The sequence below is a fragment of the Coriobacteriia bacterium genome, assembly GCA_018368455.1.
Lineage (GTDB): Bacteria > Actinomycetota > Coriobacteriia > Coriobacteriales > UMGS124 > JAGZEG01.
This window is the reverse complement of sequence record JAGZEG010000001.1, coordinates 223,370-235,988: the sequence shown is the minus strand read 5'-3', so window position 1 is coordinate 235,988 and position 12,619 is coordinate 223,370. Positions and strand designations below refer to the sequence as shown.

The window sequence follows — 12,619 nt, the reverse complement described above, 5'->3', positions numbered from 1 at the left end:
CAGCCTTGCGTAGGAGGCTGTTCGTCTTCTCAGGACCTCCGGGGGCGGGGAAGGGCACGGTCATCGCGCGCGTACGCGCCGTCCGTCCCGACCTCGCCCTCAGCGTGTCTGCGACGACCCGTGCCCCGCGCCCAGGCGAGGTAGACGGCGTCTCGTATCACTTCCTCAGCGACGCCCAGTTCGACGAGCTCGTTGCGACCGGCGGGTTCCTTGAGTGGGCGCACGTGCACGACCACCGCTACGGTACGCCTCGGCTTCACGTTGAGCAGGTGCTCGAAAAGAGCTCCCTCATCCTGGAGATCGACCCCCAGGGCGCCTTTAACGTCCGGGAGAGCATGCCTGATGCCGTGCTCGTCTTCATCGCCCCGCCCAGCCTCGACGTGCTGCGCGAGCGACTGACTGGACGGGGCACCGAGGACGAGGCCTCGCTGGCCAAGCGCCTCTCCGACGTCCAGTCGTTCATGGACGCGTCGACACGCTATGATGAAGTGGTGGTCAACGACGTGTTGGACGACACGGTCGCCCAGGTGCTTGCTATCATAGACCGTTACGAGAATTGCTAGTTTCGAGGCGTATTCCACCACCATACGGTGGATCGCCGTTTTCTGGAGGCCTGTGCCATGTCTGTTGTGAACCCCACCATCGACGACCTGCTGTCGGTCACCGACGAGAATCGCTTCCTGCTCTGTGAGCTGGCCGCTCGCCGTGCCTGCGACATCAACGACATGATGCGCAACCAGCACAACCGCGCTGAGCAGCTCGCCGACATCGAGGACGTCTCCATGTTCATGAGCGACGACGAGGGACGTGCGCCCAACCCCCTGTCCATCGCCTTCGACGAGCTTGCACCGCGCAAGGACGACGAGGGCACTCCTGAGCCGGGCCTCATCAGCTACGACGCCGCCACGCTCCACCGCGACCTCGGTCTTGACGACGAGGCTGTTTCCGACGCCAGCGCCGAATAGCAAAAGGCAGGGATAGCCCAGCATGGCCTCGTACGTCTGCCTCGTTCACTACCACGAGATCGGCCTCAAGGGCAACAACCGCAGCAACTTCGAGAAGAGGCTCGTCCTGAATCTTAGGGCGTGCCTCTCTCATACTGCGGCCACGTCCGTTGAGCGTATCTCTGGCCACGTCCTTGTACGCATGGAGCCCAAGGCAAGCGCCGATGAGGTAGCCGTCGTCTTCGAGCGCGTGCTCAAGACGCCGGGCGTCGCACGCGTGTCACTTGCCCAGTGCTGCGAGCTCTCGAGCGAGGACTACTGCCGCGCAGCCTACGAGGAGCTCATGGCGTCGGGCGACTTCACGACGTTCAAGGTAAGCGCGCGCCGCTCGAACACCGACTACCCGCTTGGCTCGCTCGACCTCAACCGCGAAGTCGGCTCGTATCTCTGTGAGCGCCTCCCCGACAAGCTCGTTCGCATGAAGGGGCAGGATCGCACCGTTTTCGTGTACGTTATCCAAGGCAGCGCGTACGTGTACGTGAGCACGGAAGAGGGCGTCGGCGGTCTTCCCGTCGGCAGTGCTGGTAAGGTCATCTCACTCATCTCGAGCGGCATCGACTCGCCAGTCGCGTCGTGGGAGATCATGCGCCGCGGCGCTGTCGTCATCGGACTTCACTTCTCAGGACGCCCCCAAACGACCGACACGTCCGAATGGCTTGTGCAAGACCTCATGGAGCGCCTTGCCCCGGCAGGCGGCTTTGGCAGGCTGTATGTCGTGCCGTTCGGCGACATACAGCGCGCAATCGCAAGCGCCGTCCCCGATGATCTGCGCATCCTCATGTACCGGCGCATGATGTTTGCGTTCGCTTGCCGCCTGGCACGCGTCGAGGGCGCAAAGGCGCTCGTGACAGGCGAGTCGCTGGGCCAGGTCGCCTCGCAAACGCTCGAGAACATCATGGTGACGGACGAAATGGCAACGCTTCCCGTGCTGCGCCCGCTCATCGGTAGTGACAAACGCGAGATCATGCGGCGTGCCGAACAGCTCGGCACGCTCGAGATTTCGACTGAGAAAGCCGACGACTGCTGCACGCTGTTCATGCCGCGCAGCCCCGAGACGCACTGCACGCTGCGCAAGGCGCACGCCGCTTGGGACCTGTTCGATCACGAAGCCATGCTCGACGACATGATGGGCCTACTCGAGTACCGCAGCTTCGACTGTCCGTCGTACGTGGCGCCGCGCGCCTGGTGGCGTCCCCACGAGACGCTGGCACCGGCAGGTCCGGCCGAGTCACGCAAGGATGTACGCGCTGCGGAGGCCGCACCATCAAAGGCTAACGGCGAGTAGCCACGACATCTTCTGTTCTGCCTACGAGGCCGCCCTGACGGAAGTCGAGATCCGTCTGGGCGGCTTTTCTGTGGGTGGCCCGATCTGATGAGCGTCTTACAGTGCCTTACGCCGCAGGTCAGAGAGCACGTTGTCAGATCTGCGTCAGACGTGATCGAACAGTTTGCTGGCAGACGATGCCCGAGAGCCCTTGCCTCCTACCCTGGAACATCGGGAGGCGATGGAGATGCAGATTTCTCGAGACGAGTTCAGGCAGCGCCAAGGCTCGCAGCAAGACGGAGTTGCAAGGAGCACCGCCGCGCGGGGCCGTCGATCTCGCAATGTCAGAGACGACGCGCCTTGCGTCTATGCAGCTCCGGGGCACGGGCCTTCCATTGACGCGCCGTTTTACAGCAACGCAGACATCCATACCGAAAGAGCGGGGCTGGCCGAAAGCTTACGCCTCTCGGAGGTGCCAAGGCCCGTCCTCGTTGCCCTCATCGTGCTCGTTGCGCTTGCGATCGCGGCAGGTCTCGTCTTGCGCGCGCAGCTGTGCACGAGCGGCGTCACGATTCCGCGACACGATGATCTATCACTCGACGGCACACGGCCTGTCTCGGATACGGGTGATATGGTCGATAACTTTGTCCAGGCAGGCAGCCCCGCCCAGGAAGCCGTGCCGGAACAGGCAGCCGATCCACGCGACGCGTCCAACGGCAGAGCCGATACGGGCGTCCCCGTGCTCGTCGAAGGCGGGGGAGAGCCAGCCGAGAGCCGTATCGCCGTACACGTTGCAGGAGCCGTCGAGCACCCGGGTGTGTACGAGCTGCCCGACTCGGCGCGCGTTAAGGACGCGGTCGACGCGGCGGGAGGCCCGGCCGCAGACGCAGACCTTGACGAGCTCAACCTTGCCGAGCATATCAGAGATGGCATGAAGATCCGCGTCCCCTTTGTGGGCGAGCAGGCAGAGGTCAGCGGTGGGGAGCAGGAGACACCGGCAAGCACGAGCTCAGCCACGCCAACGCTCGTCAACATCAACACGGCAGACATCTCTCAGCTTGAGACCCTGCCCGGCATCGGGCCCTCCACCGCACAGGCCATCGTTGACGAACGCGCGTCAGGCGGGCCGTTTTCCGCGCCGGAAGACCTCTTGAGGGTCAGCGGCATCGGCAACAAGAAGTTTGCCAAGCTCCAGGGGTTGATCTGCGTATGACGCCCTCGCGCCACGCCCAGATCGCCAAACGACTCCACGCGAAACTGAGACGTCGGGCCTCCCTTGGCGCGCGAGCCAGCGACGCACCGCACCGGCCCATCCTCTCGCCTCTGCTCCTGTCTCTAGCGTGCGCCTGGGGAGCCGCACGTGCGAGCGTGTCTGCGGGGACTGCGGCGGCGTTCGGGGAGCGCTGGCTCGGAGTTGAGCCTTACCTGCTCCTCGCGCTCCTGTGCATGGCCATACTGGCGACAGGCCTTGCCACCTCGTGCCGCCTTGCGCCCGCGCGTCCGTTCGTCATTCTCGCTCTCACAGGCCTGCTTGGCGGCGGAATAGCGGGCGGCATGTTCATTGAGGAAACGCTGACGGCAGGGGATCATCTGAGGTCAGAGCCCGTTTCAGCGTATGCGTTCATCGTTGAGACGGACCCGAAGGTGGGATCAAGGGGCGAGATCTCGTTCGAAGCGTCCGCCATCCCAGACAACCTTGACAACGAGGCCGTGCCCGGCACGCACGTCCGCGTGACGCTTCCGGCTGATGCAGCCACACGGGAGCCGCTGCGCATGGGCCGCCGCGTACGCCTCGTCGGAAGTTGGGAAAAGCCAGATGCGAGCGAGTGGGGCAGGACGTTGCTTGCCCGGGGCTGCGCCGCCGGCATCAAGGCAAAGCGCTGCAGTATCGAGGGCAGCCAACGGGGAGTTGTCGGTGCAATCCGGCGTATGCGGGCATATCTTCTGGACGCCATCGAGTCGCGCGACGACCCCGGGCGCGCCCTTGTCGCCGGCGTCGTCCTCGGCGAGCAGGCGTCGCTTTCCACATACCCCGTAAGCAAAGACTTCGCGAACCTGGGCCTCACGCACCTCGTAGCGGTCTCAGGCTCGCACCTTGCCGTCATAGCCGGCATTATGAGCATCGGCCTAGGTGGCCTGAGGCTGCGCCCCGGGGTGCGTCTGACGACGCAGATCATCGTTCTCGGAGCCTACGTCATCCTCAGCGGGCTGCAGCCAAGCGCCTTGCGTTCGTTCGCCATGGTGCTGGCAGCGCAAGTCGCCACGGTATCCGGCAGGCGCGCCCACGTTCCCTCCGCGCTGGGTGCCGCCGCCCTGCTTATGCTGCTCTTTGACCCGTCAAACGCCGCAGGTATGGGCTTTACGCTCTCGGTCCTGTCGATCCTCGGCATTAGCACGCTATCTGGCCTCGTTGCCCATTGGATCACATCTCTCACGCATCCAATATGCATGCCAGGAGGGCTACGTGACTCCCTCGCACTCACGCTCGTCTCCCAGGTGCTCACGATGCCCGTGACCTTGCCCGCGTTCGGCGTGCTCCCTGTGCTGTCGCCCCTGGCAAACGTGTTACTCGCGCCCGTCATGACCGCCCTGCTCCCTGTAGGGCTCGTCTGCGTTCCCCTGGCCTCGATAGCGCCTTCCGTGGCCCCAATTGCACTTGCCCCCTGCGACGCTCTCGCCAACATCGCGTGTGGACTCGCCGGCCTGCTTGCCCGTGTACCGTATGCCGCGCTGCCGTGCGACATTTCCCCCGTGCCCTGCGCACTCGTCACCATCTTCCTCGTTCTGGCCGTCTACGCCGCATGGCCGCTGCCCAGCCCCCGCACGGCGCGACTTGTGCTGGCCGTCCCCCTTGCGGCCGTCTTCCTGACGTTCATGAGCTGGCGTCTGCTGGCACCCGCACGAATTGTCGTGCTTGACGTTGGGCAGGGAGACGCCATCCTCGTGCAGCAGGGGGCCGCGTCGATGCTCGTCGATACGGGCCCTGACGACGCCGTGCTCTCAGCCCTGGCTCGCAAGCACGTCCTCCATCTCGACGCGGTCCTGCTCACGCACACCGACACCGACCACACCGGCGGCCTTGCCAACCTGCGCGGCCTCGTCGGCGTTGGACGGGTCATCGTCGCCCGGGGCGTCGGCGACCATATCCGCGCGTCTGACCCCACGCTTCAGCACGCAATAAACGATGCTTCGGGAGGGCGGGTGCAGGAGGTGCAAGCGGGCGATACCCTGCGCTTCGGGGACTTTATGCTCGACATCGCCTCGCCACAGGACGCCGTTTCTGGCGACGAGAACCCCGACTCCATTGTCGCAGTCGCCCGTTACAGCCCCGCGGGCCCTCTTTCTGAGGGTCGCTCGCTAAACGTCCTGCTCACGGGCGATGCTGAACAGGACCTGACGGGTCCCCTCGCGCGCAAGGGGTTGTTCGGTGACGTAGACGTGCTCAAAGTCGGCCATCACGGCTCCGCAGTCTCCACTTCGCCAGAGTTGCTGGCTGGATGCCTACCCGAGCTCGCCGTCGTCAGCGCTGGCGAGCACAACCGCTACGGACACCCGACACAGGCATGCAAGGACGTGCTTTCGGACGCCGACATACCCCTGCTTTGCACGATCGAGGCGGGTGATATCGAGCTTCGTCCCGGCACAGGCGGCGTTGCCGTGCGCTGCCAGCATAGGGACGCCCTGCAAGCTGTGCTTCTTCGGGCATCGTCCACGCGCACAGCCACGATGGCGAGACGTACGCTATGCTGGAGCCCGACGCGCGCCAGGCGAAAGACGCGACGAGCGGCAACCGGATGGAGGGTCACGTGGCGTCAGCGACGTTCAAAGCGAAAGGTGCGGCCTTGCTGCCCGCCTACCTCATGGTGGGGGAGGACGAGCTCAAGCAGCGCACCGCTCTCGAGCGTCTTGAGAAGCGCCTTGCTGCGAGCGGAGAGGCGGAGTTCAACCAAGACGTGCTCGATGGCGCATCGCTCAGCGACGCCGCCCTGCTGCGCTCTTCGCTCGATACGCTGCCGTTCGCGAGCGACTTCCGTCTCGTCATCATCAAGGGCGTCGACAAGGCGCCCAAGGCAACGCGTGACATGCTAGCCGACTACCTGGCGTCTCCCAACCCCACGACCGTCCTCGCCATGACGTGTGCCAAGATGCCCAAGAGCACACGGCTGTACAAAGCCGTCGCCAAGCTCGACGAGAAGGCGGTCATGGACTGCGCGCCCAAGAAGCGCTGGGAGCTTCCTCCGCAGGTCGTGGGTATGGCGCGCACGCATGGCAAGCAGATGGATCCAGAGGCCGCCGAGTTGCTTGTCCGCCTCGTCGGCGAGTCGACGACCATGCTCGACACTGAGGTGCGCAAGCTCGCGTCCACGATCGGCGACCGGACGAACATCACGGCCGCCGATGTCGAGGCCAACGTCACGCGCATCGCAGAAGTGAAGCCGTGGGACTTTCTCGACGCCGTGTGCCAGCGCGACCCCACCCTTGCGATGCGCATGCTCGACGAGATGCCCTCTCAGAGCCCCATCGGACTGTTCACACTTGCCGTCAGTCGCTTGCGCGAGCTCATCGCGGCAAAGGCGCTTGCAGAGCGTGGAACGCCCGGTATGCTCGCTCAGGCGCTCGGCATGCAGTCCTGGCAGGTGAAAAACCACGCCACATGGGCGCGCAACTACACGATGGCCGAGCTCTTGGCTGCGTTGCGCGGTGCTGCGGCCTGCGACGAGGCCCTCAAATCAACGCCGGACAAGACGCGTGCCATTCAGCGCTGGGTGCTGTCGTTCTGCACTCCCGCTCCGCAGCGCAGCCGCACGACAACGAGCTCGGGCGGACAGAGCACGCGCAGACGATAGCCCGTCGTACCCACGCCAGAGCTCACGACGAGCTGCGTCGCGCCCACGCGATAGAGGCCGCGACTATAACGTGGGAACAAGCCCTGGTTTGGCGCGATGAGAGCGCCGATGCCTGGCACGCGCACCTGGCCGCCGTGTGCATGGCCAGCGAGCGCGACGTTAACGCCCGCCCGCTCATAGTCTTCGACGCGCTCGGGGCGATGCGTCAACAGCACGGTTGCCCCACGTGAACCGGAAAGATCCCGCGCACGCTGGGCAACGTCACCAAGAAGCGACTCCCAGGCGCCGGGGTTCGTCACCGTGAGGGGCCACGGATCGCGCACGCCGCACAGCACGAGACCTGCCGGTGCAGCACCCTCCCGAGGCGAGAGCTCAACCGTCTTCCCCTCAAGCACGTGGATACCCGCCGTCTCAAAAGCGTCCCGGTTGCGCGTGAAGAGGTCATCAAAGCGCGGTAAGACCCCCTCATCTACGCGACCCTCCCCACCTTGTGCCGTGGGCACATAGAGAGACGCGGCCCGCTCCGGCGTCACGCGTCGATAAGGCAGGGGCAGTCCGTCGCTTCCCAGCGGCGTGCGCTCGTGATTGCCCGTGACGTAGTACACCGGAGCAATAGCGGAGAGTCCACGAATGAGCGCGCAGGCAGACGTGACGTCGGGGGAGTGACGATCAAGGAGATCCCCCGTAATCGCGATGACGTGAGGACGGGCGAGGCGCGCAGCGTCGAGAAGCGCATTGAGACCGCCGACAATCTCCTGCAGCGCGTTGTGGACGTCAGAAACCTGGAGTATGCGATAACCGTCATATGCGGTGTCAAGCTGGGGGAGAGCCACGTCGTAGTGGCGCGTTACCAGATGATAGTTGCCCGTCAGCCCCATTGCTACGCCTCTCAGCCGTCTCGCCGTCGCTCACACGTGCAAAAGAAAACGGGCGCCCGATCCGAAGATCGAACGCCCGCTGCGCACATACAAAAGAAAGGGAAGCCTTACGCGGCAACCTTGTTGGCGAGCTTGCGCACACCCGACTTGCGATTGGCAGCCTGGTTCTTGTGGATAACGCCCTTGGCCACAGCCTTGTCGAGAAGCTTGTAGGCATGCTGGACGGCAGCGTCGGCGGCAGCGACGTCGCCAGCCTGCACGGCAGCCTCGACCTTCTTGACAGCCGTCTTGAGCTCAGAACGGACGGCCTTGTTGCGCATACGAGCCTTCTCGTTCGTCTTGATGCGCTTCATCTGAGACTTGATGTTCGCCACTGAAGTTGTTCCCTTCGTATCTCTCAAAACATCGCAGGCCAATGCCCGCGCACATAAGCCTTAGCATTGTAGCACGTCACAACCTGCTGGGAAGACCCACAGAATCCGCCAATAACTCTGCGCAATTATCCCGCATATCCACCCCTCAAAGGGGGCTCAAAGGGCACTTAGGGTCCAGCGCTACGCAGTTTTGGCCAATGTCTAACACTCAACTCAAACAATAGAGATATACATTGAACGGTAGACTTAAGACTAAGGATTTGTAGATAGCAGCGAGATGTTTTGCCTGTTCAATGGCGCTAAGTCAGCGAAATGCATCCTGTAGATGACTTCATCCATAAAGGCTTCCCAGGTTTGTGCTCGCGACGTGACGAGAATAGTTTACCTACGCTACCTAATTGAGATTGATTCCTAATAGTGCTATCTTACGCCTAGCATGCGAGAGCAAGGGATAGTCCAGCGCATGCGGGGAGCGGGACCGCAGGGGCGGCCCCGAGGAGACGAAAGGGAACAAGCATGGATCAGCTCAATCGCAGGAGCTTTGTGAAGGCCGCAGTTGCTGCCGCCGCCGGCCTGGCCGTGCCCGCCGCAGCCTTCGCCAGTGAGGGCAAGGACGCCAAGGCCGCGTCCGCCCCGGCCGCTCTGCCCACGTATGACACCGCCACCAACTTCAACGTCGTCGCCGAGTCCACGACGAAGGTCGGCACGACGCTCGAGAACCTCAAGACGGCCATCACCGGCGAGACGGGCGCGACGACGAAGTACGCCGCTTTCGCCAAGGTTGCCGAGGAGGCCGGCTACAGCCAGATCGCCCGCCTGTTCACCTGCACCTCTGACGCCGAGAAGATCCACATCGAGCTCGAGTATGGCCTGATCACGGCCGAGGAGCCCGACTTCGAGCGTCCGACGGCTGACGCCCCCGCCGAGGCCCCGACGGACCTTAACCTGATCTCCGGCGCCAACGGCGAGATCTACGAGACCTCCGACATGTATCCCGCGTTCATCGCGAAGGCTGTCGAGGAGGGCAAGGACGACGCCGTGAACGTGTTCACGCGCGCCAAGCTCGCCGAGGGTTATCACGCCGCCCTGTACCTCCAGGCCTACAACTACATCGACAACCCCGATGAGGACAAGTTCTACCTGTGCCCCATCTGCGGCTACATCCATAAGGGCGACGACTTCGAGACCTGCCCCATCTGCGGCGCCCCGAAGAGCGCCTTCCAGGCCTACTAAGCTACAGGCACTTACCAGGGCATGCCGCCCCGTTACTGTCTTGAACTGCGCCCAAAACTTGAGCGTTGAAATGAGGGCGTCCCAAGCGGTCTCCTTGAGGGCCTGAACCCGGAAGCCAACCGGGGTCAGGCCCTTTAGTTTTGGTGCGTGGGACGAGATGCGATTATCACGTGCAGGACGGGCGGAAGCGACGGCCCTTCTTCATGCGCACGGGACGAGACCCCCGAGACGCCCTTCCTACGCGCCGAGCACGTCCACCGCGGCCGTCTCGCCTGCCAGCAGACCCGAGGCATAACTGAAGCCTTGGGCGGTACCGGCCTGGTAGTACGGCACGCTCCAGAGGTCCGCGTCCATGCCGGCCACGTACAGGCCGCTTACGGGCTCGCCCTCGGCGTTCAGGGCGCGGCAGTGGGCGTCCGTGCGGATGCCGCCGATGGTGCACCAGGAGCCCGGGTTGTACTGGATGGCGTAGAACGGGCCCTCCTCGACGGTGCGCACGTACTCGGGCTCCAGGAACAGGAAGCCGTCGCCCTCGTCCGGGATGGCGTTGTAGCTCTCCACCGTCTGCGCCAGGTTGGTCAGGCCGAAGTGCTCGGCGAGCTCCTCGACGGAATCGGCCTTGAACGCCCAGCCCTCGTCCTGTGCCGTGGCGAGGTCGTCGGCCAGAGCGTCGCACGTGAAGCCCTGGAAGCCCATGGTCAGGATGGGCGCCAGGCCCTTGACGCCGACCTCGTCGAACAGCTGCAGCAGGGGCTCGGACGAGACCTTGTCGATCGTGGCCTGGTCCATGATGACGTAGTAGACGCCCTCGCGCACGAGCGGCTCGCCCGTGAACATCATGTTCGTGACGAGGCGGCTCTCGCGCACGAAGCGCTCGCCGGCGCGGTTCACGAGCAGGCCGCCGAGCAGGAACAGGTACATGGCCTGGTTCGTGCCCGTGCCCGGGATCCAGGAGAACTGGGGCGTGGCGTTGAAGCTGCAGCCGCCCATCTCGTTCACCGACACGGTGAAGTTCTTGCCGATCTGGGCGCCCGCGTCCATGCACATCTGGATGCCCGAACCGTTCACCGTGGGGAAGCCCATGCTCACGAACGTGGAGCCGCCGTAGTACTTGTGCTTCATCTCGTCGTTGGCGATGAAGCCGCCGCCGCAGCTGATGACGGCGCCGGCGTCGACGCGCACGGTCTTGCCGCCCGCGTCCACATACGTGACGCCGCAGACGCGGCCGTCCTCGACGACGGCGGACTTCACCGTGCAGCCCCACTTCGCCGTGATGCCCGGGTGGGCGGCGAGGAGCGCCTCGAACTGGGCGGCGCGCTCGTCAGGCTGCGTCATGAACGTGTAGCCCGTGGACGTGGCGACGGGGGAGTCGGCCGTGGCGCCCTCGAACTGGTGCGTGAACACGACGCCGCCATCCTCCATGAGGTCGACGGCGCGACCGCTCACCTCAATCATGTTGCGGACGAGCGGGCTATTCTCCGAGTAGTGCGTGCCCTCCATCATGTAGTCGTAGGCGTCCTGCTTCGTGAGGTGCCACGGCTCGGCGAGCTGCGCGGATCCCTCGACGAAGAAGGAGCCCGTCGTCTTCGTGTTCGTGGTGGACGTGAAGCCGGCTGCCGCGTCGAGCGCGATGACGCTCGCGCCGGCGTCGGCGGCGCCGATCGCGGCCAGCATGCCCGAGGCGCCGAGGCCGACGACCACGACGTCGCAGGTCTCCACGGCATCGGCGGCGGCGGGGGCGGCCGGCTCGGCGGCGTGCGCGACGCCCGACCCGAGAACTGCGGCGGCGCATGCGACGCCCGCCGCGCCAACCGCTTGCCTGCGCGTGACGTTCGCTTCGATGATTCCCATGACATCCTCCTCAATACAAGGCCAGTGGCGGGCACACCCATGTGGGCGAGCCCCGGACATGATTTTGGAGGGCGCCCGGCCGCAAGTGAAACAAACGTCTCTAGGGCGAGGACAGCTATAATTTGTGCCATGGCGCCGATGGCTGGGGGAATCATGGAGTTGCGGCAGCTGCGATACTTTTGCAAGACGTGCGAGACGGGAAACGTCACGGCCGCCGCCAGCGCGCTGTACGTGACGGAGCAGACCATCTCGAGCGCCGTGCGCAAGCTCGAGGAGGAGCTCGGCTGCAGGCTCCTCGAACGCGGCAGCAGGGGAGTGGCCCCCACGCCGCAGGGCCGGCTGCTCGCCGACCGGGGAACGCTCATCCTGCGCGAGGTCGACGCGCTGCCCGGGCAGATACGGCGCATGGGGGCAGGCGTGGCCAGCGTCACGCTCGCCGCGACGACGGACAGCCTCACGGACGTGGACTTCTCCGACTTCGAGCGCGCATGCCCCGACGTGCGCGCCGGGATGGTCGAGGGGTCGCGGGCGCGCTGCCTGTCGCTCGTCGCAGACGGGCAGGCAGACGTGGCGTTCGTGCCCGGCCCCCCGCAGATGCCCGGCCTCGACGGCCAGCTCGTGCGGCGCGGCGAGACCGTCGCGGTGCTCGCAGGGGACAGTCCCCTGGCGTCCCTCGGCGAGCTCTCGTTCGACGACCTGCGCAACGTCACGCTGCTCACGCCGCCCGACCGGGAGTACACGGTGGAGCTTATACGCCAGCGATGCGTGCCCTACGGCTTCTCGCCCACGTTTCGCACCGTTCCGATGCGATTCTACTTTCAGGCGGCGCAGGGTGGCGAGGGGGTGGCGTTCGTGCCGCGCGGCCATCCTATGATTGCCGTCACCCCGGGCCTAGCCGTTGTCCCGCTCGTGGAGCGAGACTCCCTCGACGTCCCTCTCTATCTCGTGACGCGCGAGGGGGTGCCTCGCGACAGCACCGCGGCAAGCTTCGCATCGTGGCTCGGGCAACGCCTGAGAGAGCCATCGCGCCCGGTAGCACGGGCCTCCCGAGGCACGAACGACGGCGCGGCCCAGAACGGCTGTCAACCACAATAGGCATGAGCCCCGGCAGTCGGAAGGTCGCAGGCCACTATGCCTACAAGATGGTCCGCACAGGCCAGAAGGAGGC

The 12,619-nt window shown here is 65.0% G+C and carries 10 protein-coding genes; 7 read left to right on the top strand and 3 right to left on the bottom strand.

Annotation, left to right across the window (positions count from 1 at the left end):
• Window positions 1–5: 5 nt before the first annotated feature.
• From gmk to KHZ24_00995, 5 genes are all read left to right on the top strand, one after another.
• Window positions 6–563 (top strand): guanylate kinase, encoded by a 558-nt coding sequence (gene gmk, locus KHZ24_01015; protein ID MBS5449786.1) that lies wholly within the window; start codon window positions 6–8, stop codon window positions 561–563.
• A 57-nt stretch (window positions 564–620) separates the two neighbouring features.
• On the top strand, window positions 621–965 hold the full coding sequence (locus KHZ24_01010) for a DNA-directed RNA polymerase subunit omega (protein MBS5449785.1): 345 nt from the start codon (window positions 621–623) through the stop codon (window positions 963–965).
• A gap of 22 nt (window positions 966–987) precedes the next feature.
• Window positions 988–2,289: a tRNA 4-thiouridine(8) synthase ThiI gene (thiI, locus tag KHZ24_01005; protein MBS5449784.1), complete on the top strand. Its 1,302-nt coding sequence runs from the start codon at window positions 988–990 to the stop codon at window positions 2,287–2,289.
• Window positions 2,290–2,740: 451 nt separating this feature from the next.
• Window positions 2,741–3,481: a ComEA family DNA-binding protein gene (locus KHZ24_01000; GenBank protein MBS5449783.1), complete on the top strand. Its 741-nt coding sequence runs from the start codon at window positions 2,741–2,743 to the stop codon at window positions 3,479–3,481.
• Between the two features lie 155 nt (window positions 3,482–3,636).
• Complete coding sequence (locus KHZ24_00995) at window positions 3,637–6,357, top strand: ComEC/Rec2 family competence protein (GenBank protein ID MBS5449782.1); 2,721 nt, start codon at window positions 3,637–3,639, stop codon at window positions 6,355–6,357.
• 667 nt (window positions 6,358–7,024) lie between these two features.
• Here KHZ24_00995 and KHZ24_00990 read toward each other — a convergent pair.
• Window positions 7,025–7,993 (bottom strand): metallophosphoesterase, encoded by a 969-nt coding sequence (locus KHZ24_00990; GenBank protein ID MBS5449781.1) that lies wholly within the window; start codon window positions 7,991–7,993, stop codon window positions 7,025–7,027.
• Between the two features lie 107 nt (window positions 7,994–8,100).
• Complete coding sequence (gene rpsT / locus KHZ24_00985) at window positions 8,101–8,367, bottom strand: 30S ribosomal protein S20 (GenBank protein ID MBS5449780.1); 267 nt, start codon at window positions 8,365–8,367, stop codon at window positions 8,101–8,103.
• A gap of 516 nt (window positions 8,368–8,883) precedes the next feature.
• On the opposite strand from rpsT, the gene KHZ24_00980 reads away from it, so the two are divergent.
• A complete protein-coding gene (locus tag KHZ24_00980) occupies window positions 8,884–9,600 on the top strand; it encodes a rubrerythrin family protein (protein ID MBS5449779.1) in 717 nt (238 codons plus the stop codon).
• Between the two features lie 237 nt (window positions 9,601–9,837).
• Here KHZ24_00980 and KHZ24_00975 read toward each other — a convergent pair whose 3' ends face one another.
• Window positions 9,838–11,451 (bottom strand): FAD-binding protein, encoded by a 1,614-nt coding sequence (locus tag KHZ24_00975; protein MBS5449778.1) that lies wholly within the window; start codon window positions 11,449–11,451, stop codon window positions 9,838–9,840.
• A gap of 138 nt (window positions 11,452–11,589) precedes the next feature.
• Between KHZ24_00975 and KHZ24_00970 the strand changes: the two genes are divergently transcribed.
• Window positions 11,590–12,546, top strand: coding sequence for a LysR family transcriptional regulator (locus tag KHZ24_00970; GenBank protein MBS5449777.1), 957 nt, complete (start codon window positions 11,590–11,592; stop codon window positions 12,544–12,546).
• Window positions 12,547–12,619: the final 73 nt, after the last annotated feature.